This is a genomic window from Streptomyces sp. NRRL S-244 (assembly GCF_000717915.1).
GTDB lineage: Bacteria > Actinomycetota > Actinomycetes > Streptomycetales > Streptomycetaceae > Streptomyces.
Window position 1 is genome coordinate 92,550 of record NZ_JOCX01000007.1, and the last position, 23,221, is coordinate 115,770.

The 23,221-nt window shown below is 73.5% G+C and carries 26 protein-coding genes; 16 read left to right on the forward strand and 10 right to left on the reverse strand.

What is annotated here, in order from left to right; genetic code table 11:
* The first annotated feature begins 106 nt into the window (after positions 1-106).
* The 11 genes from IF02_RS0110390 (at position 107) to hypE (ending at position 9,873) form a co-directional block, all read left to right on the forward strand.
* Positions 107-676, forward strand: a complete 570-nt coding sequence (locus IF02_RS0110390) for a DUF5947 family protein (RefSeq protein WP_324603763.1) — start codon at positions 107-109, stop codon at positions 674-676.
* Complete coding sequence (locus IF02_RS0110395) at positions 673-1,374, forward strand: DUF6084 family protein (protein ID WP_030155569.1); 702 nt, start codon at positions 673-675, stop codon at positions 1,372-1,374. Before IF02_RS0110390 ends, IF02_RS0110395 begins: the two co-directional genes overlap by 4 nt.
* The gene (locus IF02_RS0110400; protein ID WP_030155570.1) at positions 1,371-2,801 is read left to right on the forward strand and encodes a hypothetical protein; all 1,431 of its coding nucleotides are present in this window, start codon (positions 1,371-1,373) and stop codon (positions 2,799-2,801) included. The genes IF02_RS0110395 and IF02_RS0110400 overlap by 4 nt, the downstream gene beginning before the upstream one ends.
* The gene (locus IF02_RS0110405) at positions 2,798-3,346 is read left to right on the forward strand and encodes a hydrogenase maturation protease (RefSeq protein ID WP_051696109.1); all 549 of its coding nucleotides are present in this window, start codon (positions 2,798-2,800) and stop codon (positions 3,344-3,346) included. The genes IF02_RS0110400 and IF02_RS0110405 overlap by 4 nt, the downstream gene beginning before the upstream one ends.
* Positions 3,347-3,356: 10 nt before the next feature.
* Entirely contained in the window at positions 3,357-3,461 is a 105-nt protein-coding gene (locus tag IF02_RS36210; protein WP_420708120.1) for a DUF6893 family small protein, read from the forward strand.
* A 148-nt stretch (positions 3,462-3,609) separates the two neighbouring features.
* Positions 3,610-4,023, forward strand: a complete 414-nt coding sequence (locus IF02_RS0110415) for a hydrogenase maturation nickel metallochaperone HypA (protein WP_030155574.1) — start codon at positions 3,610-3,612, stop codon at positions 4,021-4,023.
* 3 nt (positions 4,024-4,026) lie between these two features.
* The gene (hypB, locus tag IF02_RS0110420; RefSeq protein ID WP_078621999.1) at positions 4,027-4,950 is read left to right on the forward strand and encodes a hydrogenase nickel incorporation protein HypB; all 924 of its coding nucleotides are present in this window, start codon (positions 4,027-4,029) and stop codon (positions 4,948-4,950) included.
* Complete coding sequence (gene hypF, locus IF02_RS0110425) at positions 4,950-7,376, forward strand: carbamoyltransferase HypF (protein WP_051696110.1); 2,427 nt, start codon at positions 4,950-4,952, stop codon at positions 7,374-7,376. The genes hypB and hypF overlap by 1 nt, the downstream gene beginning before the upstream one ends.
* On the forward strand, positions 7,345-7,674 hold the full coding sequence (locus IF02_RS32325; RefSeq protein ID WP_030155577.1) for a HypC/HybG/HupF family hydrogenase formation chaperone: 330 nt from the start codon (positions 7,345-7,347) through the stop codon (positions 7,672-7,674). Before hypF ends, IF02_RS32325 begins: the two co-directional genes overlap by 32 nt.
* Complete coding sequence (gene hypD / locus IF02_RS0110435) at positions 7,671-8,807, forward strand: hydrogenase formation protein HypD (RefSeq protein WP_030155579.1); 1,137 nt, start codon at positions 7,671-7,673, stop codon at positions 8,805-8,807. Before IF02_RS32325 ends, hypD begins: the two co-directional genes overlap by 4 nt.
* A 76-nt stretch (positions 8,808-8,883) precedes the next feature.
* On the forward strand, positions 8,884-9,873 hold the full coding sequence (gene hypE, locus IF02_RS0110440) for a hydrogenase expression/formation protein HypE (RefSeq protein ID WP_420708125.1): 990 nt from the start codon (positions 8,884-8,886) through the stop codon (positions 9,871-9,873).
* Between the two features lie 33 nt (positions 9,874-9,906).
* On the opposite strand, the gene IF02_RS0110445 is transcribed toward hypE, so the two are convergent.
* Entirely contained in the window at positions 9,907-10,746 is an 840-nt protein-coding gene (locus tag IF02_RS0110445; RefSeq protein ID WP_030155582.1) for a class II glutamine amidotransferase, read from the reverse strand.
* 155 nt (positions 10,747-10,901) lie between these two features.
* Positions 10,902-11,279, reverse strand: coding sequence for a hypothetical protein (locus IF02_RS0110450; RefSeq protein WP_030155584.1), 378 nt, complete (start codon positions 11,277-11,279; stop codon positions 10,902-10,904).
* Positions 11,280-11,487: 208 nt separating this feature from the next.
* Here IF02_RS0110450 and IF02_RS0110455 point away from each other — a divergent pair, with 208 nt between their 5' ends.
* Together IF02_RS0110455 and IF02_RS0110460 are read left to right on the forward strand one after the other, a co-directional pair.
* Positions 11,488-12,135: a DUF4360 domain-containing protein gene (locus IF02_RS0110455; RefSeq protein ID WP_030155585.1), complete on the forward strand. Its 648-nt coding sequence runs from the start codon at positions 11,488-11,490 to the stop codon at positions 12,133-12,135.
* Positions 12,136-12,186: 51 nt separating this feature from the next.
* Entirely contained in the window at positions 12,187-12,861 is a 675-nt protein-coding gene (locus IF02_RS0110460) for a DUF4360 domain-containing protein (RefSeq protein WP_420708121.1), read from the forward strand.
* Between the two features lie 68 nt (positions 12,862-12,929).
* Here the strand turns inward: IF02_RS0110460 and IF02_RS0110465 are convergent, their stop codons facing one another.
* The 3 genes from IF02_RS0110465 to IF02_RS0110475 form a co-directional block, all read right to left on the reverse strand.
* Positions 12,930-14,351, reverse strand: coding sequence for a L,D-transpeptidase (locus tag IF02_RS0110465; protein ID WP_051696112.1), 1,422 nt, complete (start codon positions 14,349-14,351; stop codon positions 12,930-12,932).
* 248 nt (positions 14,352-14,599) lie between these two features.
* Positions 14,600-14,827, reverse strand: coding sequence for a DUF6296 family protein (locus IF02_RS0110470; protein WP_030155590.1), 228 nt, complete (start codon positions 14,825-14,827; stop codon positions 14,600-14,602).
* Positions 14,828-14,959: 132 nt separating this feature from the next.
* Positions 14,960-15,628: a maltokinase N-terminal cap-like domain-containing protein gene (locus IF02_RS0110475; RefSeq protein ID WP_030155592.1), complete on the reverse strand. Its 669-nt coding sequence runs from the start codon at positions 15,626-15,628 to the stop codon at positions 14,960-14,962.
* A 186-nt stretch (positions 15,629-15,814) separates the two neighbouring features.
* Between IF02_RS0110475 and IF02_RS0110480 the strand changes: the two genes are divergently transcribed.
* Both IF02_RS0110480 and IF02_RS0110485 read left to right on the forward strand, forming a co-directional pair.
* Positions 15,815-16,237, forward strand: a complete 423-nt coding sequence (locus IF02_RS0110480; protein WP_030155594.1) for a ribonuclease domain-containing protein — start codon at positions 15,815-15,817, stop codon at positions 16,235-16,237.
* A gap of 122 nt (positions 16,238-16,359) precedes the next feature.
* Positions 16,360-17,337: a hypothetical protein gene (locus IF02_RS0110485; protein WP_030155595.1), complete on the forward strand. Its 978-nt coding sequence runs from the start codon at positions 16,360-16,362 to the stop codon at positions 17,335-17,337.
* A gap of 38 nt (positions 17,338-17,375) precedes the next feature.
* On the opposite strand, the gene IF02_RS0110490 is transcribed toward IF02_RS0110485, so the two are convergent.
* Positions 17,376-17,996 (reverse strand): L-threonylcarbamoyladenylate synthase, encoded by a 621-nt coding sequence (locus IF02_RS0110490; RefSeq protein ID WP_030155597.1) that lies wholly within the window; start codon positions 17,994-17,996, stop codon positions 17,376-17,378.
* Between the two features lie 9 nt (positions 17,997-18,005).
* Positions 18,006-18,722: a TetR/AcrR family transcriptional regulator C-terminal domain-containing protein gene (locus IF02_RS0110495; protein WP_030155598.1), complete on the reverse strand. Its 717-nt coding sequence runs from the start codon at positions 18,720-18,722 to the stop codon at positions 18,006-18,008.
* Between the two features lie 116 nt (positions 18,723-18,838).
* Between IF02_RS0110495 and IF02_RS0110500 the strand changes: the two genes are divergently transcribed.
* Positions 18,839-19,642: a DUF4386 domain-containing protein gene (locus tag IF02_RS0110500; protein ID WP_078622001.1), complete on the forward strand. Its 804-nt coding sequence runs from the start codon at positions 18,839-18,841 to the stop codon at positions 19,640-19,642.
* Here the strand turns inward: IF02_RS0110500 and IF02_RS0110505 are convergent.
* From IF02_RS0110505 to IF02_RS0110515, 3 genes are all read right to left on the reverse strand, one after another.
* Positions 19,567-21,213 (reverse strand): FAD-dependent monooxygenase, encoded by a 1,647-nt coding sequence (locus tag IF02_RS0110505; protein WP_030155602.1) that lies wholly within the window; start codon positions 21,211-21,213, stop codon positions 19,567-19,569. The genes IF02_RS0110500 and IF02_RS0110505 overlap by 76 nt on opposite strands.
* 121 nt (positions 21,214-21,334) lie before the next feature.
* Positions 21,335-22,672 (reverse strand): diaminopimelate decarboxylase, encoded by a 1,338-nt coding sequence (gene lysA / locus IF02_RS0110510; RefSeq protein WP_030155603.1) that lies wholly within the window; start codon positions 22,670-22,672, stop codon positions 21,335-21,337.
* Between the two features lie 13 nt (positions 22,673-22,685).
* Entirely contained in the window at positions 22,686-23,045 is a 360-nt protein-coding gene (locus IF02_RS0110515) for an SAV_915 family protein (RefSeq protein WP_030155605.1), read from the reverse strand.
* Between the last annotated feature and the right edge of the window lie 176 nt (positions 23,046-23,221).

The window sequence follows — 23,221 nt, forward strand, 5'->3', positions numbered from 1 at the left end:
CCCCTGGACGACGGCGGAGCCGGGCACCGGCTCCGCCGGGCCGCGCGGTGCGCGCGGCCTGCGCCGGTTCACGGGGCCCCGGCCGCCCCGGCCCGAGCGCTGCGAAATGTGCGCGGTGGCGGTCCCCGAGGACGGCCACCGCCACCTGGTGGAGGTGGAGAAGCGGGCGCTGGTCTGCGCCTGCACCGCCTGCGCCCTCCTGTTCGACCGGCCGGGCGCCGCCACCGGGCGCTTCCGCGCCGTCCCCGACCGCTACCTCACCGACCCGGAACACCGGCTCGGCGAGGGCGCCTGGGAGCAGCTCCAGATCCCGGTCGGCGTCGCCTTCTTCTTCCGCAACGCCGCTCTCGACCGGCTGGTCGCCCTCTACCCGAGCCCGGCCGGGGCCACCGAGAGCGAACTGGACCCGGCCACCTGGCAGAACGTACTCGGCGGCGGGGCGCTCGCCGCGCTGCTCGAACCCGACGTGGAGGCGCTGCTGCTGCGCCGGACCGAGGGCCGCACCGAGTGCTACCTCGTCCCCATCGACATCTGCTACGAGCTGGTGGGGCGGATGCGGCTGCTGTGGCAGGGATTCGACGGCGGGGCCGAGGCCCGCGCCGCGCTGAACGCCTTCTTCGCACAGGTGGAGCGCAGGGCCAAGGTCCCGGCCGGGGCGGGGGAGGGGCGGCCGTGACCGACTTCTCCTTTGCCTGCACCGGGGTGCGCGCCGACCCGTACGCGGCCGGCCCCACCCTGGTCTTCCGGCTGCGCATCACCACCGCCGCCGACAAGCGGGTCCACGCGCTCGCCCTGCGCTGCCAGATCCGCATCGAGCCGGCCAAGCGCGGCTACGGCGCCGGCGAAGCCGCCGCGCTGCACGACCTGTTCGGTGAGCGGGCCCGCTGGGGGACCACCCTCCAGCCCCTCCAGTTCGCCCAGGTCTCGGTGATGGTCCCCAGTTTCACCGGGGAGACCGAGACCGACGTCGTCGTACCGTGCTCGTACGACATGGACATCGCCTCCGGCCGCTACCTCAGCGCCCTGGAGGAGGGCGAGGCGCCGCTGCTGATGCTGTTCTCCGGCACGGCCTTCACCGGGGCCGGGGGCTTCCAGGTCGAGCCCGTTCCCTGGGACCGCGAAGCCCCGTTCCGGATGCCCGCCGAGGTGTGGCGGGAGATGGTCGAACAGCACTTCCCCGGCTGCGGCTGGCTGCGGCTGCCCCGCGACACCATGGCCGACCTGCTCGCCTACCGCTCCCGCCACGCGCTCGCCTCCTGGGAGGCGACCGTACGGACCCTGCTGGACGCGGCGTCGGCCGCCGAGCCGCCGCCCCCGGACCCCGCCTGGGCCGGCGCCGTACTGCCGCGGGCCGCCGAGAGGACCGCGCCATGACCACGACGGCCCTGCCCGCAGCACGCTTCGCGGTCGCCCGGCAGGTGGCCGACGCCGTCCTCTTCGAGGGCTACGTCCTCTACCCGTACCGGGCCTCGGCGGCGAAGAACCGGCTGCGCTGGCAGTTCGGCGTCCTGGTCCCGCCCGCATGGGGACCCGCACACGGCGAGCACTCGTTCCAGCGCACCGAAGTGGTCATGGAACCGCGCGGCGCGGCCACCCTCGCCGTCGAGCTGCGCTTCCTGCACGCGCAGCGGCGTACGGTCGAAGAGGCCCGCCCGGACGGCTCGTTCGTGACCGTTCCCGAACTGCACCTGCCCGACCGGGTCCTGGTCCCGTGGGACGAGGGCACCGAGGAACGGGTCGAAATGACCGTCGCCGTCGCCGAGTTGGAGGAGGGCGAGGTCTCCCTGCCCTTCGTCCGGCCCGCCCGCGAGGAGACCGAAACCGTCCTCGGCGCCGACGGCCGGGAGGTGGGCCGCCTGGTCCGGCGCACCGAGCGCGCCGACGGGGTGCTGCGGCTGCGTGCGGAGCAACTGGACGTCCCGTACCGGGCGTTCAAACTCACCGCGGTGGTGGAGAACACGAGCGAGTGGACGCCGGACGCCGAAGGCGCCGCCGGCGCCGATCGCGACGTCGTGCTGCCCCGCTCACTCGTCGCGGCCCACCTGCTGATGGGCCTGAGCGCCGGATCCTTCCTCTCGATGACCGACCCGCCCGAGTGGGCCAAGACCTCCGTCGCCACCTGCGCCAACCGGCACACCTGGCCCGTCCTCGCCGGCGAACCGGGCAGCAGCGACGTGGTGCTGTCCTCGCCGATCATCCTGGAGGACCACCCCGGCATCGCGCCCGAGTCCATCGGGGCCATGTACGACGCCACCGAGATCGACGAGATCCTCGCCCTGCGCACGGCGGCCCTGACCGACCAGGAGAAGCGGGAGGCCCGCGGCACCGACGCCCGCGCGGCCGCTGTCATCGACCTGGCCGAGACCATGCCGCCCGAGGTGCTGGAACGCCTGCACGGCGCGGTCCGGGCGCTCCGCGAGATCACCGACCCCGGTGTGCCCACCCCCGAGTCGTTCGCCGAACTCTTCGACGAGGACGCCGTGTTCAAGCCGGACACCCCTTGGTGGGACCCGGAGCACGCGGATCCCGCCGGCCCGGCCCGCGACCGGATCCTGATCGACGGGACCTCCGTGGGACCCGGCAGCCGGGTGGTCCTGCGCCCGGGCCTGCGGCGCACCGACGCCCAGGACCTGTTCCTCCAGGGGGCCACGGCCCAGGTCGAGGCCGTCCTGCACGACGTGGACGGGGGAGTGCACCTCGCCGTCACCGTCGAAGGGGACCCGGGCGCCGACATCCGGCGCGAACAGGGCCGGTTCCTCTACTTCCAGCCCGACGAGGTCGCCCCCCTGGAGGGCGCGTGAGCGGCCGCATCCTGATCGCCGGCATCGGCAACGTGTTCCTCGGCGACGACGGCTTCGGCGTCGAGACCGTCCGGATGCTGGCCGAGCCCGGGCACGCGCTGCCCGGGCACGTCGAGGTGGTGGACATCGGCGTACGAGGGGTCCACCTCGCCTACCAGCTCCTCGACGGCTACGACACGCTCGTCCTGGTGGACGCCACCGCCCGCGGTGGAGCCCCCGGCACCCTGTACCTGATCGAGGCCGCAGAGCCCGGCTCCCTCGCCCCGCAGGGCCCCGTACTCGACGGGCACCAGATGTCGCCCGACGCGGTGCTCGCCCTGCTGGACACCCTGTGCGCCGGGACCGGCACCGCGCCGCCCCGGCGGATCTGGGTCGTCGGCTGCGAACCCGGCTGTCTGGAGGAGGGCATCGGCCTGAGCGCGCCGGTGGCCGCAGCGGTGCCGGAGGCCGTACGGATGGTCCTGGACCTGGTCTCCCGCCCGGACGAGGAGACGCTCGAAGAACACATGCCGCTCGACGACGAACAGAGCGCCGCCGCCAACTGAGGAGAACCCCATGAAGAAGGCCATCATCGGCGGCGCGGCCGCCGCCGTCCTCGCCGCTGCACTGTGCGTGGTGCTCCCCGACCTCCAGCGCTATCTGAGGATCCGCCGCATGTGACGCGCGACGCGTTGCCTGTGGTCCCCGCGATCCCTGACGTGCGACCGCCCCGGCGCCCGAATGGCGTACGGGGCGTCGGCGCGTCGGCGTGCCCGAGCGCCCCGTACGGCGCCGGCCGGTCTAATGAGGCCCGGCAGGACGGAGTCCCATGCACGAGATGTCGATCGCCATGGCCGTGGTGGGCCAGGTGGAGGAAGCCGCCGAGGCCGGCGGCGCGACCGCCGTCACCTCGGTCCGGCTCCAAGTCGGAGAGCTGGCCGGGGTGGTGCCCGACGCACTCGCCTTCTGCTTCGAACTGGCCTGCGCGGGAACGCTCCTCGAAGGCGCCGAGCTGGTGACGGAGCCGGTCGCCGCCCGCGCGCACTGCCGTTCCTGTACGGGCGACTGGGCGGTGGGCATGCCGCCCCGGCTGGTCTGCCCCGGCTGCGGGCAGGCGACGGACGTCGAACTCCTCACCGGGCGCGAGCTGCAGATCCTCAGCGTGCACTGGGAGGACGGCCCCGGCCCCGACCGTGTCCGGACCCCCGCCCCCACCCGCGAACCGATCTCCGAGGAGCGCTGAACCATGTGCCGTGTGGTCGACCTGAAGCAGGCGGTCCTCGCCAAGAACGACTCGGCCGCGCACGCCCTGCGCGCCGAACTCACCGCCCGCGGCACCACGGTGGTCAACCTGCTCTCCAGCCCGGGCAGCGGGAAGACCGCCCTGCTGGAGCGCGAACTCGGCCTGGCGCGCGAGCGCGGCGTACCGGTCGCCGCCCTCACCGCCGACCTCGCCACCGAGAACGACGCGCTGCGGCTGGCGCGTTCGGGCGTCCCCGTCAAGCAGGTGCTCACCGACGGGCTCTGCCACCTCGAAGCCGCCATGCTGGGACGGCACCTCGACGGCTGGCTGTCCGAGGACACCCGGCTGCTGTTCGTGGAGAACGTCGGCAACCTCGTCTGCCCCGCCTCGTACGACCTCGGCGAGTCGCTGCGCGTCGTCCTGGCCTCGGTGACGGAGGGCGAGGACAAACCGCTCAAGTACCCGACGGCCTTCGGGCTGGCCCAGCTCGTCGTGGTGACGAAGACGGACATCGCGCAGGCCGTGGAATTCGACGAGGCCGCCTTCCGCGCGCACGTCCAGCAGGTCAACCCGGGGGTGGAGGTGGTGCTGACCTCGGCCCGCGGCGGCGAGGGCGCGGGCATCCTGCTCGACCGGGCGCTGGCGGTGGGCGCCGGCGGCGCGGTACACGCCCCGGTCATGGCCCAGCAGCCCCCCGCACACCACCATCACCACGCCGAGGGTCCGGTCCACGACCACGCCGCCGGGCACCACCACGACCACGACCACGGACCCGGCCACCACCACGCACCCGGTGCCGGGCACGCACCCGCTGCCGGGCACGGCCCCGGGCCCGGGCACGGCCCCGAAGGCGGTCCCGGCCACACCGGTCCCGGCTCGGTCTCGCGGGCCGTGCACCCGCACTCCGGCGTGGTGCCGACCCGCTGATGGAAGCCGTGGAGCGCCGCCGGGTCATCGTGCGCGGCGTGGTGCAGGGCGTGGGCTTCCGGCCGTACGTGTACACCCGCGCGACCGGGCTGGGCCTCGCCGGGCACGTCACCAACACCCCCGAGGGGGTCGTCGCCGAGGTCGAAGGCGCCCCGGCGGCCGTATCGGCCTTCTGCGAGCGGCTCGCGGCCGACGCCCCACCGCTGGCGGTCGTCGACGCCGTCGACCACCACGAGGTCCCCGTATCCGGCGGCGCGGGCTTCACCATCGTGGCCTCCCGCTCCGGCGGCCCCGCCCGTACCCTCGTCTCCCCGGACGTGGCCACGTGCGCGGACTGCCTCGCCGAGCTGGCCGATCCGGCCGACCGGCGCCACCGGCACCCCTTCATCACCTGCACGCACTGCGGACCCCGCTTCACCATCGTCACCGGAGTGCCGTACGACCGGGCGCACACCACCATGGCCCGGTTCCCGATGTGCCCCGACTGCGCCCGCGAGTACGCCGACCCCGCCGACCGGCGCTTCCACGCCCAGCCGGTGGCCTGCCCCGCCTGCGGACCCCGGCTGCGCCTCCTCGCCGGAACCCCGCTGCGCGAGCCCGCCGGCGCCGACCCCGTGGCCGAGGCCCGCCGGCTGCTGGCCGACGGGGCGATCCTCGCGGTCAAGGGCCTCGGCGGCTACCACCTCGCCTGCGACGCCGCGCACGCCGGAGCCGTCGCCGAGCTGCGGCGCCGCAAGGCCCGCGGGGACAAGCCGTTCGCCCTGATGGCCCGCGAACCCGCCGACATCGAGCACCTCGTCCACCTCGGCCCGGCCGAACGGGACCTCCTCACCGGGCCCGTCCGGCCCATCGTCCTGCTGCGCCGCCGCCCCGGAGCCGGTGTGCGGGAGCTCGTCGCCGACGCCGTCGCCCCGGGCAGCCCCGACCTGGGCGTGATGCTCCCGTACACCCCCGTGCACCATCTGCTGCTCGGGCTCCCCGGCGACCCGCCCGGTCCCCGGCTGCTCGTCATGACCAGCGGCAACCTGTCGGGCGAGCCCATCGTCACCGACGACACCGAGGCCCTGGACCGGCTCGCCCGGCTCGCCGACGCCTGGCTCACCCACGACCGGCCCATCCACGTCCCCTGCGACGACTCCGTGGTGCGCGTCTGCGACGGCGAGGCGCTGACCCTCCGCCGCTCCCGCGGCCACGCCCCGCTGCCCCTCACGCTGCCGCTGTCCGTCCCCGCCACGCTCGCCGCCGGGGGCGACCTCAAGAACGCCTTCTGCCTCGGCGAGGGCCACAAGGCCTGGCTGTCGGCGCACATCGGCGACATGGACGACCTGGCCACGCAGTACGCCTTCGAGCGCGCCGAGCAGCAGCTGGAGTCCATCACCGGCGTCGCGCCCGGGCTGCTCGCCGTGGACCGGCACCCCGGCTACCGCTCGGCCCGCCTGGTCCGCGGCCGGGCCGGCGGCCGCCCGGTCCTCGGAGTCCAGCACCACCACGCGCACATCGCGTCCGCGCTGGCCGAACACGGCTTCGACGGCACCCACAGGGTGATCGGCGTCGCGTTCGACGGCACCGGATACGGAGACGACGGGGCGGTGTGGGGCGGGGAGGTGCTGCTGGCGGACTACACCGGCTACACCCGGTTCGCGCACCTCGCCTACGTCCCGCTGCCGGGCGGCGACGCCGCCGTGCACCGGCCGTACCGGATGGCCCTGTCCCATCTGCGCGCCGCCGGGCTCGGCTGGGACCCGGACCTGCCCTGCACGGCAGCCTGCCCGCCCGAGGAACTAAGGCTGCTGCGGCGCCAGTTGGAGCGGAACCTGCACTGCGTGCCGACGTCCAGCATGGGCCGCCTCTTCGACGCCGTCTCCTCCCTGGCGGGCGTCTGCCACCACGCCGGGTACGAGGCCCAGGCCGCCATCGAGCTGGAGGCTGCGGCGCTCACCGCGAGCGGCTCCGGGTCCGGCACCGGCTCCGGGGGCGGCGGGGTCATGGCGGACGCCGGTCCGGACTACGCGTTCGCCCTCCGGCCCCCCGCGCCCGGCGGCCGCGAAGCCCCGCTGGCCGCGGACCCGGCCCCCGTACTGGCGGCGGTGGTCCGCGACGTGCGCGCCGGCCTCCCGCCGGGCGTGGTCGCCGCCCGCTTCCACGCGGCCGTCGCCGGTCTCGTGGGCAGGCTGGCCGTCCTCGCGCGCGAGCGGCACGGGCTCGAGACCGTCGCCCTGACCGGCGGGGTCTTCGCCAACACCGTGCTCTCTTCCGCCTGCGCCCGCCTCCTGAGCGAGCGCGGCTTCACCGTCCTGCGCCACCACCGCGTCCCGCCGAACGACGGGGGGCTGGCCCTCGGCCAGCTCATGGTGGCGGCCTGCGCCCCGCAACACCCACAGCAAGGAGAGGGCCATGTGCCTGGCGGTACCCGGCAGAGTGCTTGACATCGGGGAGAAGGACGGCACCCGCATGGCGACCGTCGATTTCGGCGGTGTGGTCAAGGAGGTGTGCCTGGAGTACCTGCCGGACCTCCAGGTCGGCGAGTACGCCATCGTCCACGTCGGCTTCGCGCTGCAGCGCCTCGACGAGGAGTCGGCCCGGCAGACCCTCGAACTCTTCGCGCAACTCGGCATGCTCCAGGAGGAGTTCGGCGACCCCTGGGAGCGGGCGGCGGCCGAGTCGGGCGCACCGGACTGGCCCTTCACGGAAGACATCGCGGAGCAGGAGGCGCAGCAGCAGTGAAGTACCTCGAGGAATTCCAGGACCCGGAGCTGGCGCGTCGCCTGCTCGACGACATCCACTCCACCGTCACCCGGCCCTGGGCGCTGATGGAGGTCTGCGGCGGCCAGACCCACACGATCATCCGGCATGGTATCGACCAACTACTGCCCGATCAGGTCGAGTTGATCCACGGGCCGGGTTGTCCGGTGTGCGTGACCCCGCTGGAGGTCATCGACAAGGCGCTGGAGATCGCCTCCCGCCCCGAGGTCATCTTCTGCTCGTTCGGCGACATGCTCCGCGTGCCCGGATCAGGCCGCGACCTCTTCCAGGTGCGCAGTGAGGGCGGCGACGTACGGGTGGTGTACTCCCCGCTCGACGCCCTGCGGATCGCGCAGCAGAACCCGGCGCGCGAGGTGGTGTTCTTCGGCATCGGCTTCGAAACCACCGCGCCGCCCAACGCCATGACGGTCCATCAGGCGAAGAAGCTCGGCATCCCCAACTTCAGCCTGCTCGTCTCCCACGTCCGGGTGCCCCCGGCCATCGAGGCGATCATGACCTCCCCGAGCTGCCGGGTCCAGGGCTTCCTCGCCGCGGGGCACGTGTGCAGTGTGATGGGCATGGGGGAGTACCCGGAGCTGGCCGCGCGCCACCGGGTCCCCATCGTGGTCACCGGCTTCGAGCCGCTGGACATCCTCGAAGGCGTACGCCGGGCGGTAGGGCAGCTGGAGCGGGGCGAGCACACCGTCGACAACGCCTACGCGCGCGCCGTCCGCCCGGAGGGGAACCCGGCCGCCCTCGCCATGCTGGAGGACGTCTTCGAGGTCACCGACCGCGCCTGGCGCGGCATCGGCGTCATCCCCCACAGCGGCTGGCGGCTGTCCGCCCGCTACCGCGACTACGATGCCGAGCACCGCTTCTCGGTGACGGACATCGCCACGCAGGAACCCGCCGAGTGCCGCAGCGGAGAGGTCCTCCAGGGCCTGATCAAGCCCCACGAGTGCGAGGCGTTCGGCACCACCTGCACCCCGCGCACCCCGCTCGGCGCCACGATGGTCTCCAGCGAGGGCGCGTGCGCCGCGTACTACCTCTACCGGCGCCTGGACCTCGCGCCGGCCGCCCGGACCGCACCGCTGGAGGCGAGCCCCGTTGTCTGAAGCCCTGTCCGAAGCCGTACTCGACGTCACGGGCTGGACGTGTCCGGCCCCGCTGCGCGACCGCCCCCGGGTGGTGATGGGCCACGGAGGCGGCGGAGCACTCTCCGCCGAGCTCGTCGAGCACGTCTTCGCACCCGCCTTCGGAGGCGAGGTGCTCGCCCGGCTCGGCGACTCCGCGGCGGTCACCCTGGGCGGTGCCCGCCTCGCCTTCTCGACCGATTCGTACGTGGTGCGGCCGCTGTTCTTCCCCGGCGGCAGCATCGGCGACCTCGCCGTCAACGGCACGGTCAACGACCTGGCGATGAGCGGTGCCCGCGCCGCCTACCTGTCGTGCGGGTTCATCCTCGAAGAGGGCGTCGAGATCTCCGTGGTGGCCCGGGTCTCCGAGGACCTCGGCGCGGCCGCGCGGGCCGCGGGCGTCGAGGTGGCCACCGGCGACACCAAGGTCGTCGAGGCCGGTCACGGCGACGGCATCTACCTCAACACCGCCGGCATCGGGCTGATCCCCGACGGGGTGGACCTGCGCCCGCAGCGCGTCGTGCCGGGCGATGTCGTCATCGTCAGCGGGGAGATCGGCCTGCACGGCGTGGCCATCATGAGCGTCCGCGAAGGCCTCGAATTCGGGGTGGACGTCAAGAGCGACTGCGCGCCGCTGGGCGGGCTCGTCCAGGCCATGCTCGCGGTCACCCCCGACCTGCACGTCCTGCGCGACCCCACGCGCGGCGGGCTGGCAGCCGCCCTGAACGAGATCGCGGCCGCCTCGGGCGCCGGGGTCGTCATCCAGGAGGGCCGGGTACCGGTCCCGGAGGCCGTCGGCAACGCCTGCGCGATCCTCGGCCTCGACCCGTTCTACGTGGCCAACGAGGGCAAGCTGGTCGCGTTCGTACCCCGAGAGCACGCCGACGCCGTACTCGACGCGATGCGCGCGCACCCGCTGGGCCGCGACGCCACGGTGATCGGCGAGGCGGTCGAGGCCCACCCCGGCCTGGTGGTGGCCCGCACCGGCCTCGGCGGCACCCGCGTGGTCGACCTGCCGATCGGGGAGCAGCTGCCCCGCATCTGCTGACGCCGGGACCCTGCGCGGCCGCGGTCCGTGAGCTCAGGGGAGCTCGGGGATGAAGGGGAGGTAGTCCTCCGTGGCCGCGGAGGGGAGGACCGCGTAGCTGGCCTCGGGGAGTTCGTTCCACACCCCGGGGAGGTCGCCGAGGGGTTCGGAGACCACCAGCCGCGTCGCGTCCGAGACCTCCCGCAGGAACGGCAGCTCCGGGTACAGCTGGCGTACGGTGTCGGCCCTGCTGCTGTAGAACAGCGAACGCGACGTGCCCGCGCTGGAGTACCGGAAGGCCCAGACGCGCTCGCCGTCGCTGACCGCGATCGTCATCTGCATCGGGTCGGCGACGCCGTGCTCCTTGCCGACGCGCTCCACGAGGCCCGTCATCCGGGCGACCGCGCCCGGGGGGTCCTGGTCGAGGCCGAAGGTGACGGCCAGGTAGAACATCACCTCGGAATCGGTGGAGCCCTCGATGCAGGGGAAGAGCGCGGGGTCGACCGCCATGCACAGATCGCGCTGGAGACGGTGGAAGTCGGTGATGGCGCCGTTGTGCATCCACAGCCAGCGGCCGTGCCGGAACGGGTGGCAGTTCGTCTGCTGAATGGCCGAACCGGTCGAGGCGCGGACGTGGGCGAAGAACAGGGTCGAGCGGACGTGCGCGGCCAGTTCCCGCAGATTGCGGTTGTTCCAGGCCGGTCCGATGTCCCGGAAGATCGCCGGAGTGCCGCCGCCGTCGGCGCTGTACCAGCCGATGCCGAAGCCGTCGCCGTTCGTCGACTCGACGCCCATCCGGGCGTGGAGGCTCTGATCGATCAGCGAGTGTTCCGGCTGGTAGAGAACCGCGTCGAGCAGCATCGGCGAACCGGAGTAGGCGAGCCAGCGACACATCCGCATCATCCCTCTCCTGCGCCCCGTACGAGCCTATCGCGGCCGCCCTCAAGCCGCCTCGCACCTTGACGCGCACGCCCTCCATGTGCTTGCGGCGGACGGGCGCGCGCAGAGCGCCGCGCCGGCCCTTCGGGCATGGGGATGTCCTACAGCCGCTACAGCCGCTTTTCCATCCGGATGGAAGACTCCAGGTCCTCGCGGGCCTTGCCCTCCGCCTCCTCGCCCTTCCCCTGTTCCAGCAGCACCGCGGCGATCGCGTCCAGCTTGCGCTGGACGGCGTGCTCGGCGCGGCGCTCGGAGTTCTTCAGCAAGGCCAGCAGCAGCAGGGACACGGCGGCCATGGCGTCGCCCGCGAGGTGCTGCCACTCCGTGGGCAGCCCGGCCACGTGTACGGCCACGAAACCGGCCACGAGAAGTACGCACAGCAGGGAGAAGACGGCGGAACTCGTGAAATTGGAGGCGAGCTCGGCCAGCTTCTCGAAGCGGGCGGTCCGCCCCTCGCCGGTGCGTTCCGCCGGGTGCTGCAAGGCCATACCCGGCGCCTGCCCATCCGTTCCCTCCGTACACCCACCGCCTCGCGTCCGGTCCCGCGGTACCCGAATTCGGCCAGCGCGCTGCGGAACGGAGGTGTTGGCCGTTTCGCGTCCTTCCCCGTGCGCACTCGCTGTGGTGGCATGTGCATGCCGAAATTCGAAGAGTTCCGGTTCCGGTTGTGCCGGACCGATGAATGGAGAAACGACGATGTTGCTCCGCAGATTCACCGTCGGCGCGGCGGTCGCGGTGTTGTCCGCCGTGGCCGTTCCCGCGCAGGCCGATACCGTGTACACGCCGCCCGGCAGAATCACCGTCGAGGTGGTCGGCGTCAACGGATCGGGATGCCCGCAGGGGACCGCGGGTGTCACCGCGGCTTCCGACAACACCTCGTTCAGCGTCACGTACAGCAACTACCTGGCCCAGGCCGGAGCCGGTTCCGGCGGCACCGAATTCCGCAAGAACTGCCAGCTCGCCCTCCAGGTCCACGTACCGCAGGGGTTCACGTACGCCATCGCCCGCGCCGACTACCGCGGCTTCGCCCACCTCCAGCGCGGGGCCTACGGCCAGCAGCGCGCGAACTACTACTTCCAGGGCATGCCGCAGACGGCCCGCACGACCCACCAGTTCGGCGGCCCGTACTCCGACAACTGGCAGGCGAGCGACCAGACCGAGTACCAGGACCTGGTCTTCGCGCCCTGCGGCGAGGAGCGCAATCTCAACGTCAACAGCGAACTGCGGGTCTACGCGGGGACGTCGAACCCGCAGGCCCTGAGCTTCATGAGCATGGACTCGACGGACGGCAGCGTGAGCACGGTCTACCACTTCGAGTGGAAGGAATGTCCGGCGGCGGCCTGACGCGGCGTGAGCGCAGGAAACACCGATCGATGATCAGGAGTGACAACAACGATGTCTCATTCCCTGTCTCGTACCCTGCTCACCGGTGGCGCGGCGGCCGTGCTGATCGCCACGGCGGCGACCTCCGCCGGGGCCGCCGGCCACACCCCGCAGATCACCGCTCCGCCCGACAAGATCGTGATCGAACTCGCCACCGTGAACGGATCCGGCTGCCGCGAAGGCACCGCCGAGGTCGCCGTCGCGCCCGACAACACCGCCTTCACGGTCACGTACAGTGACTACCTCGCGCAGGTGGGACCCGGCGCGCCGCCCACGGCATTCCGCAAGAACTGCCAGCTCAATCTCCGCGTCCACGTTCCTTCGGGATTCACCTATGCGATCGTCCAGGCGGATTACCGCGGATTCGCATTCCTCCAGCCCGGTGCGTGGGGTCAGGAGCGGGCGAACTACTACTTCCAGGGAATGCCCCAGACGACCCAGCGCACCCATCAGTTCAACGGGCCGCACAACGACAACTGGCAGGCGAGCGACAAGACCGAGTACGCGGACCTGGTCTGGGCCCCGTGCGGAGAGAAACGAAACTTCAACATCAATACGGAACTGCGCGTGAATGCGGGCACGTCCAATCCGCAGACCGCCACGAGCTTCATGGCCATGGACTCCACCGACGCGAGCGTGAGCACGCTCTACCACCTCGCCTGGCAGGTCTGCCCCACGCCCAGATAGCCGCTACCGCCCGAGCGCCGTACCCGGCGGGTCCGCCGGGTACGGCGCTCGGCCGCGTCGCGCGCCGCTCACGTCAGAGGGCGCAGCCGGGACGCGGTGTGGTGGGACACGGACGGGAGGACGGCCGCCGAGACGGGGGCGTCGGAGGAGGTGAGGGCACTGCCGGCCCGCCAGGCCCGCCAGTCCAGGTTCCAGTCGCCGAAGCCGTTCTCGAACGGAGCCATCGGCTCCCCCTCGCTGTTCACCACCTGCACGATGTCCCCCTCCCGTACGGTCTGGAAGAACCAGGCGGCCTCCGCCGTGCTCATGCCCGTACAGCCGTGGCTCACGTTCTCCTCGCCCTGCGAGGCGACCGACCAGGGCGCCGCGTGCACGTACTCGCCGCTCCACGTCACCCGCGTCGCGTAGAAGACCGGCAGGTCGTAGAACTCGCTCGTGCCGCGCTTGATGCCGACGGAGTCCCCGCGCATCCGGACCTGGTACTCCTTGCGCAGCACGACCTTGACGCCGCTGCGGGTCCGGAACCCCGCCTTGCCGGTGGTGACCGGGATCGTCCGGATCACCTTGCCGTTGCGGCGTACGGTCATCTCGTGCGCTTCGGCGTCGGTGACCGCCTCGATCCGGTCCCCGATGGTGAACTCCGTGGAGTCGGAGGGGCCGCCGTAGTCGTGGTCGCCCACCTCGACCCCGTCGAGACCGCTCGTCACGTGCACCTCCGCGTGCGCCGGCCAGTACGTGCGCGGCCGGTAGTGCAGCGTCGAATCGTCCACCCAGTGCCAGCCGCCCTCGACGGCCGGCTCCGAGGTGACCTGGAGCGCCCGCTCCACCCGGGCCCGCGCCGTCCGGTCGGCGGCGGGAACCGGCCGGCTCAGGGCGGCCGTCACGATCTGCCCCGCGCCGTACGTGCCGGGCCGCGGCCCGAACTCCACCGTGAGCCGGCCCTCGTCCGGGGGCGGCGCGGTCCGGAACGCCAGGGTGACGCCGACCGGAGTCCCCGCCGCGTCCTGGGCGCCGACCCGGACGGTGTAGAGCTCGCCGGCCCGCAGCGGCTCGGTGTTGGTCCAGTGGCGGCTCCTCGGGGCGAGTTCGCCGCCCACGTAGCGCCCGTGCCCGTCGTGGACGGTGACATCGGTGAGCTGCCCCGCCTCGGCGAGCGCGATCTCCAGCGGACCGCCGGAGTTCGTGGGGAGGACGACCGTACGATCCGCCCCGCCGGCCTCGCGGGCTGCGGGCCCGCGCAGGACCGAACCGGCTCCCCGCGAGGTGGCCCGGACGCGCTGCTGCCGCCAGCCGGTGCACAGGCCGTCCCGGAACGCCTCCAGCGCGCACCGCGCGGCGATGCCGCCGTCCCCCTGGTCCAGGGCCCGGCCCACGAGCAGGGTCACGGCGGCGTCCGGGCCGCCGGCCGGCCGCCCCGCGGCGTCCTGCTCGGGCGCCCGGCCCGGTGCCGCGGCCACGACGAGGGCGGCGCCGGTCACGGCGGCCACCACGCTCCACGTCCTGGTTCCCGGCGCCCCCCGGGCCCGTCGTACCCGTCGTTCCTTTTGTGCACGGTGCGTCGATGACATCGCCACGCAGCCTTCCCAGCTCGCCCACGGCCCGTTGGGAGCATCAAAACGATTGCGCGGCTAAATGATGATCATGCGCTCGGGTGGTGCGACCGAACGGGCACGCAAGAGAACTCGGACGGAGCAACGGTGCGTTCGGGAGGGCGTGCGGGGGTGCGTGCGGGGCGCGTTCAGGGCAGCGGCCGGACCCGGACCACGCGGGCCGGTTCCTGGCCGCCGCCGGAGGCCAGGATGCGCACCTCTTCCTGGTCGCTGATCTCCGCACGGACGATGCCGGACGCGTCCGCGTAGACCGGGTGGCCGCCCGGCCCGGCCTGGCCGGTGGCGGTCACCACGACGACGTCCTCGCTCGTGTCCGCGTCCTCGGAAAACACCAGCTCGTAGCGCTGGGCACTCATCCGGGCCCTCCTCTGCCGGGCGAAAGGAGCTTCCCCACCTCCCATGATGCGCGCAGCGGCCGGTCCGCGCCGCCCGCGCGCCACCGCCCGCCCCGCGCCCCGCGCCCGCCCCGCGCCCGCCCCGCGCCCGGACTACGCGCGGACGACGGCGTACCGGCCGCGCGCCCTCGTGCCGTCCGGCAGCGTCCACTCCGCGGTGACGTGTCCCAGCGGCTGCCGCTCGCCGGTGTCCTCCTGCGCCGGTGCGGGCCGCAGGACGCGCTGCACGCCGAGGGTCAGCTTCCCGCCCGCGGTCTGCACGAGCACGTCGGTCGTCTCCGGTCCGTCGGACACGCCGAGGACCGCGACCGGGCCCGGGTGGCCGGTCCCCGCCGACCAGCCGGTGACGGACGGGTCGGGCGTGTCGCTCTCGCTCTGCGCCTGCGGCTCCGCCTCGCCGCGTACGAGCGCGTACAACCGCTCGACCAGGACGGGGTCGTGGGTCCCGTCGTAGATCCAGCGGCGACCCAGCACCCCGTGCTCGGAGGTTCCGATGAGGGCGTGCTCGGCCCCGTCCAGCGGTGCCCCGCGGTACGTGAGGGGCACGTGGTACGTGATCGGCCGGTCTCCCGCACGGTCGGAGACCGCCATGAACTCGATCCCGACCTCGCCCTGCGGGTCGTCGAGCCGGAAGCCCCCGACCCTGGCCGGCTGCGGGGCGCTCCCCGCGCCGGGGCCCTGGTACCAGGACTGGGTGGGAAGCCAGGAAGCGAGCAGCTCCAGCTTGCCCGGGGTCATCGTGGTCCGGTGGACGACGGCCATGGTGCGGCACCTCTCTCGGTCGACTGCCGATCATCCTGCCACCGGCCCCGCGCGGCCCTCAGGTTGCGTCCGCCTTACGTGACGCCGACGTTCGTGCCACGCGCCGTCCATGGCCGGTGAACAGGCAGGAAACACCGTGCAGTTGGCGTTGACGGCCGCCGCTCTACGCGCGTCATCATGGGCCGCATGAGAATCCCCCCACGCTTCCTGGCCCTCGTCGGCGCCGCGGCGGTCGCCGGCGCACTCCTCACCGGACCGGCCGCCTCGGCGGCCCCCGCTCCCGCGTCCGCCCCCGTCTCCGCCTCGGCCGCCGCCGCGGCATCGGTCGGCAGCATCTGCTACTCGGCGCTGCCTTCGCAGGCGCACGACACCCTCGACCTCATCGACCAGGGCGGCCCGTTCCCGTACTCCCAGGACGGCGTCGTCTTCCAGAACCGCGAGCGGCTGCTGCCGATCCACGGTAGCGGCTACTACCACGAGTACACCGTCATCACCCCGGGCTCGCCGACCCGCGGGGCGCGCCGGATCATCACCGGACAGCAGTGGGAAGAGGACTACTACACCTCCGACCACTACGCCTCGTTCCGGCGGGTCGACTTCGGCTGCTGATCCTGTCGATCCTGCCGTTCGCACGCCTCCCGGCGGGCTCCGGTCCGTGCGACGCCACGGGCCGGGGTTCCGCCGGGACCGGTGTGCCGGTACAACTTCCCCTGGGATCAAGGGGGATGCGGATGAGTGAACGGCGTACGGGCCGGACCGGCGCGATCAGAGCCTGGCTGTTCGGCGCCGCCGGTCCGGTCGAGCCGCGGACGATGGCCGAGGCCCTCGGCCTCGCCGAGGAGGCTCCCGGCCTCCAGCGGCTGCGGGACGCGGAGCCGCTGGAGCTGGCCCGGATCGAACGGCTCCACACGGCCGCGCAGCGCGCGTTCGAGCAGCGTACGGGCGATGCGGTGGGCCGGGCCCTGGAGGCGGCCGTACGCGCGGGCATCCGCGAGAGCGCGGCCGGCCCCGCCGGGCGCCCGCCCGGGACCGGAACCGGGACCGGGGCCGGAACCGGGGCCCGGACCGACCGACTCAAGGCCGAGGCCGATGCCGCCTCCCAGCGGCTCGCGGCCGACGCGGCGCTCGCCGGCGGGCGCGGGCTCAACACGGGCCTCGCCTTCGGCATCGTCCTCAGCCCCGTGGTGCTCGTACTGGCCCTGTTCGCCGCCCGGTTCGTGCCGCCCCTGCTCGACAGCGCCATCGGCTGCCCCGAAGAGCTGGTCCTGATGGATTCGCTGGTCTGCTTCGCGGGCGGGGCGATGGGCGCGGTCTTCAGCGTGATCATCCGGCTGCGCGACGCCTACCAGCTGATCCAGCCGGCTCCCGGGCGCTCCGCGCCCGCCGATATCCCCGCGGACCCGGTGCAGCTCGCCCGGATGATGCGTCAGGAGGGCTGGTACCGGGTGGTGGTCGGCTGGTTCCTGGCCAGCTCGCTCTTCCTGCTCATCAACGGCGGCATCCTCACCCTGCTCGCCCCGCCGGCCGCCCCCGAGGACATGTGCGGGCCGGTGCCGCTGTCCGCGGCCGGGCACCAGGCCCTGATCAAGGCCTGGTTCTTCTGGGGCGGCGTGGGCTTCCTCGCCGGTCTGAACGAGCGGTGGGCGTACGGCCTGGTCCGCCGCGGAGGCGAGCCGCGACCGGCGGATCCGCCCGCGCCCGCCGGGTGACGCAGACCTGCATCACGCGGCGGACGGGCGGCGCTGCGTCACTCGAACCGCGTGGTGTCGCCCGCCCCGCGGCGTACGATCTCGGCCTCGCCGCCGGAGAAGTCGATGACGGTGGTCGGCTCGGTCCCGCAGTCGCCGGAGTCGACCACGATGTCCACGAGGTAGTCGAGCCGCTCCTTGATCTCCCAGCCCTGCGTCAGCGGCTCCGGCTCGTCGGGCAGGAGCAGGGTGCTGGACAGCAGCGGCTCACCGAGCTCGGCGAGCAGGGCCTGCGTCACCGCGTGGTCGGGGATGCGTACGCCGACCGTCTTCTTCTTGGGGTGCAGCAGCTGGCGCGGCACTTCCTTCGTCGCGGGAAGGATGAAGGTGTAACTGCCGGGCGTGGACGCCTTGATCGCGCGGAACACGTCGTTGTCGATCTGCACGAACTGGCCCAGCTGGGAGAAGTCCTGGCACACCAGCGTGAAGTGGTGACGGTCGTCGAGGTTGCGGATGGACCGGATCCGGGCGAGGCCGTCACGGTTGCCGAGCTGGCAGCCCAGCGCGTAGCAGGAGTCCGTCGGGTACGCGACGAGCGCGCCGGAGCGGATGCTGTCAGCGACACTGCCGATGGTGCGCTGCTGGGGGTTCTCGGGGTGCACGTCGAAGTACTTGGCCATTGGCCGAGCCTACGCGATCAGGCCACCCCCGGCTCGCCGGGCGCCTGACGTCCAGCCCTGCCGGCGGAGGCGTTCGAAGCCGTCCAGGAGCAGGTCCAGCGCGAACTCGAACTCGAACTGGTCGTCGCAGCCGCCGCCGACGACGGATTCCCCGTCGTGGGCCGCGGCTCCGGCCAGCTCCGCGACGTGCGGGTAGGCCGCCGCGGCCTCCGGCGGCATGGCCGCCCGCCCCGCCGGATCCGGGTCCGGGGCGGCGTCGAACACCTCCTGGGTGAACCCCAGGACGCGGCCGCCCAGCGCGTGCATCACGTGATGGGTGAGATCGACGGAGAAGCCCCCGGCGCGGAACATGCCGATCACCGAGTCCAGGTACGCGAGCACGGCCGGGGTCGGCCCGGTGCGCGAGCGGATCACCTGGGCCGCCCAGGGGTGCCCCAGCAGGGCCGCGCGAGCCGAGAGGATCCGCTGCCGGACCGCGCCCTGCCAGTCCGATCCGCGGGCCGGGGGATCGATCTCGCCCACGACGGCCTCCACCATGCCGTCCAGGAGCTGTTCCTTGTTGGCGACGTGCTTGTAGAGCGCCATCGGCACCACGCCCAGCTCCTGGGCGAGCCGGCGCATGCTCAGCGCTTCGATCCCGGTGCCGTCGGCCAGCTCGACGGCGGCGCGCAGCACCCGGTCCCTGCTCAGCGGCGCCCGGGGCGCGGCCTCCGGTCGGCGGGTCATGTCGATCGGCTCCTTCGTCGTCGGTTCTCGGCTTGACGAGTGTACGGCGTACACCTAGCGTATGGCCCAGAGGTCGAGGTGTACGCCGTACACCTCTCAAGAGGGAGTGGTTCCGCATGGGTTCGACCAGAAAGACCGCGGTCGTCACAGGGGTGTTGTTCCTCGTCACCGAGATCGCCGCGATCGGCGGGCTCGCGCTGTACGGCCCCGTGCTGCACGACGCCGGTTACGTCCTCGGCCCCGGCGCCGACACCCGGGTGTTCCTCGGGGCCCTGTCCGAGTTCGTCCTCGCGCTGGCCGTCATCGGCACCGGGGTCGCCCTGTACCCGGTGGTCAAGCGGCAGAACGAGGGCGCCGCGCTCGGCTACGTCTGCGGGCGGCTGCTGGAAGCCGCCGTCATCCTCGCCGGCACCCTCAGCCTGCTGTCGGTGGTGACGCTGCGGCGGGAATCCGCGGCAGCGCCGGGCGGTGGCGCCGCCTCCCTCGTCACGGCCGCCGACACCCTGGTGGCGTTCCACGACTGGACGTTCCTCTTCGGGCCCAACCTCGTCCTCGGCGCGAACACCCTCGTCCTGGCGGGCCTGATGTACCGCTCACGGCTCGTCCCGCGGCCCCTCGCGGTGCTGGGGCTCGTCGGCGGCGCGCTGATCGGCGCCTCGGCGACCGCCGTGCTGTTCGGCCTCTACGAGCAGGTCTCGGTCGCCGGATCGCTCGCCGCCCTCCCGGTGTTCGCCTGGGAGGTGGGCCTGGCCGTCCGGCTCCTCGCCAAGGGGTTCACCGGGGCCGAGGGCACGGGAGCCGAGGGCACACGAACCGAGGGGTCCGGCGGGTCCGGCGGGCCCGCTCAGCTCCCGAACACCCCGGAGAAGTGGGCGGCCAGTCCCGGGACGGTCGGCGGGCACAGCCTGGCACCGAGGTAGCCGTCCGGCCGGACCACGAACGCCGCCGGCTCCCGCACCCCGTACATCCGGGCGAACTCGCCCCGGCCGTCGCGGTACACGGGCACCGGCGCCCCCCGGTCGGCCTCGGCCCCGGCGTCGGCGAGGATCGCGCACACCCCGACCCGGCCCGGGGTCGGGAGGTCCCGTACCGCGGAGGCGAGCTCGGCGAGGCCGTCCAGCGCCGGGCCCGGCCCGTACAGCAGCAGCATGTGATCGCGGCCGCGCAACAGGTCGTACAGCCGCACCGGATACGCGGCGATCTGCCCGGAGAGCCCGCCGCAGTCCGGCGCCCGGTCGCCGGGCCGCGGCCCGGGGCCGCCGTCGTCCTCCGGGCCCGCCGGCTGTACGAGGGGACTGCCCCGGTAGCCGACGAGCAGCTGGGCCTCGCGCATCATCAGCGTGTCCGCGTCCTCCGGATCCGCCTGGACGCCCTCGGCGGCCTGCCGCACGGTACGGCCGACGACCTCCTCGCCCACCGGCCGGCGCTCGGCGTCGTAACTCGCGAGCAGCCCCGGTCCGCCGGCGCCCCGCACGGCCAGCGCCAGCTTCCAGGCGAGGTTCCAGGCGTCCTGGATCCCCGTGTTCATGCCCTGCGCCCCGGTCGGCGGATGGATGTGCGCCGCGTCGCCGGCCACGAAGACCCGCCCCAGCCCGTACCGGTCCACCAGCCGGTGGCTGATCCGGAACACGGACGACCAGCGCATGGCCGACGCCGTGGCGGGCTGCGGGGACAGCCGGTCCACGACGGCCTGGACGTGTCCGAGTTCGGGGGTCCGGCCGCCCTCCAGCCCGTGCGCCACCGCGTCACCGCCCTGCGGAGGAGCGGCCGAGAGCTCGGGCGGCACCAGCATCGACACCCGGTAGCGGCCGGCGCCCGGCAGCGGAATGCACACCAGCAGGTCGTCGACGGAGCCCCGGGCATCGTGGTGCATGGCCCGCACCCCGTACCCGTACGGCAGGTCCCAGTCGAGCTCCACGTCGGCGAGCATGTACTCCTCGGGGAACGCACCACCCTCGAAGGCCAGGCCGAGCCCCTTGCGGACGACGCTGTGCGCGCCGTCGCAGCCCACCAGGAACCGGGTGCGGACCTCCTCCTCCCCGGCGGGAGTGACGAGCCGGCAGGTCACCCCGTCGGCGTCCTGGACGAACGACACCAGCTCGGTGCCCCGCTCGATACGCGTCCCGAAACCCTCCAGGAACTCCTCGATGATCCGCTCGGTCTCGTACTGCGGCAGCGCGGCGAAGCGGTACGGCACCTCGGGCGGCAGCACCAGGTCCAGCCGGGGCTGCTCCACGCCGTCCACGTACGTGAGCTGCCCGCGCATGGGGACGGCCGCCTCCAGCGCGGTGCGGACGAAGCCCATCCGGTCCCAGATCTCCAGGGTCCGCGGCTGGATCCCCACCGCCTTGGCGTACGGCAGCCGCTCCGGGAGCCGGTCGACGATCCGGCAGGAGATCCCGCGCCGGCGAAGCTCGGCGGCCGCCGTCAGCCCGACCGGGCCGGCCCCCGCCACCAGGACGTCCGCGGCCGCTCCATCGGTGTGCACCATCGAGCCTCCCGGACGGGGTCCCCGTGGATACGGATCTCCCCCCATGGTGGCCCGGGCGCCCGCACCCGGCGATCGGGCCGGGGTACCGGTCGGGTGGGCCGACCCGTACCCAGGCCCGATCTCAGTCCCCGATGTCGCGGCGGCGGAAGTCGTCCAGGGTTTCGCGGCGTACGAGGAGCCGGGCCGTGCCGTGGTCGACGGCGACGACCGGGGGACGGCCGACCATGTTGTAGCCGGAGGCCATGGACAGCTGGTAGGCGCCCGCCACCGGCACGGCGAGCAGGTCTCCCGGGTGGACGTCCCCGGGGAGTTCGACGTCGGCGGCGAGGATGTCCCCCGCCTCGCAGTGCCGGCCGACCACCGTGGCCGTACAGGGCCCCGCGGTGGAGTGGCGGCCGATCAGGCGGGGCGCGTACCGGACCCCGTACAACGCCGGCCGCGGGTTGTCGCTCATGCCGCCGTCCACGGCCACGAACACCCGCTCCCCGGTGTGTTTCACCGCGAGGACCCGGTACAGGGCCACGCCCGCCGGACCGGCGATCGCCCGGCCCGGCTCGATGGCGAGCCGGGGCACGGGCAGCCCGGCCGCCGCGCAGCTCTCGACGAGCTCGCTGCGCAGCCGGCCGGCCAGGGCCGTGAGGTCGAGCGCGGGTTCGCCCGGGCAGTACGCGATGCCGTGGCCGCCGCCCATGTCGAGCTCGGGGAGCGTGACGCCGTGGGCGTCGCGGATGCGGGCCATCAGGCCGACCACGCGGCGCACCGCCGTCAGGTACGGCTTCACGTCGGTGATCTGGGAGCCGATGTGGCAGTGCAGCCCGACGAGTTCGAGCTGCGGCTGGCCCAGGATGCGGGTGACGGCGTGCTGCGCCGAGCCGTCGGTGAGGGACAGGCCGAACTTCTGGCCGTCGGTGCCGGTGCGGATCTTCTCGTGGCCGCCGGCCGAGATGCCGGGGACGACGCGGACCAGGACCTTCTGGTGTCCGCCCGGGCCGACGGCGGCGGCGAGGCGGGCGATCTCGGACGGGCTGTCGATGACGATCCGGCCGACGCCGAGCCGCAGGGCGGTCTCGATGTCGCGGGGCGATTTGGCGTTCCCGTGCAGGAGGATGCGGTCCGGCGGGAATCCGGCGGTGACGGCGAGTTCGAGCTCGCCGGCCGAGCAGACGTCGAGCCCGAGGCCCTCCTCGGCGACCCAGTGGACCATGGCGCGGGAGAGGAAGGCCTTGGCGGCGTAGAGCACTTCGGCGTCGGGGAAGGCGTCGCGGTAGGTGCGGCAGCGGGCTCGTACCTCGCCCTCGTCCAGTACGTACGCCGGGGTGTCGAAGCGGTCGGCGATCTCGGTCAGCGGGACCCCGCCGACGGCGAGGCTCCCGTGCGGCAGCCGGGTCGTCGACGCCGGCCAGACGGACAGCTCGTCCGCGGAGTCCGCGGCGATCTCGGACAGGGTGACGGTGGTCATGGGACTCCTCCCCTCAGACGGCCTGGGCCGGGAACCGGCCCGGCCGCAGCGGCGCCGCGGCGGCGGCCGGAGCCGCCGGAGCGGCCGCCGGAGCCGACAGCGTCGGGTCGACGGTGATCAGGTCCGCGCCGAGCGGTTCGCACAGCTCCCGCAGCACGGACTCCGACAGCCGGATGTAGCCCTGGCCCTCACCGAGGGTGGCGGCCAGCAGATCCGTGCGGGTGAAGCCCACGGCCGTACGGGCGCCCAGTGGAGTGCGGAACAGGCGGATCACCGCCTCCGCTCCTCTTCCCGGCCGGACGGGCACGTACAGGAGCCCGGCCGGGACCCGTTCCTCGGGCTCGGGATCGTCTTCGTACCGGAACAGACACATGGGGCCCTCCCTGAGGAACCGCAAGAGGCGACTGGTGGCGCCCCGAGTGCGGGGAGGCAGTCCGGGGCGCGACTCCGAAGCTATCCCCGCCTCCGGCCCCCGCGCGCGGGTCCCTGACGCCACCTTGACGGGAAACGGCCCACTCCATACACGCCGCTGACGCGCTCCCGGCCCCG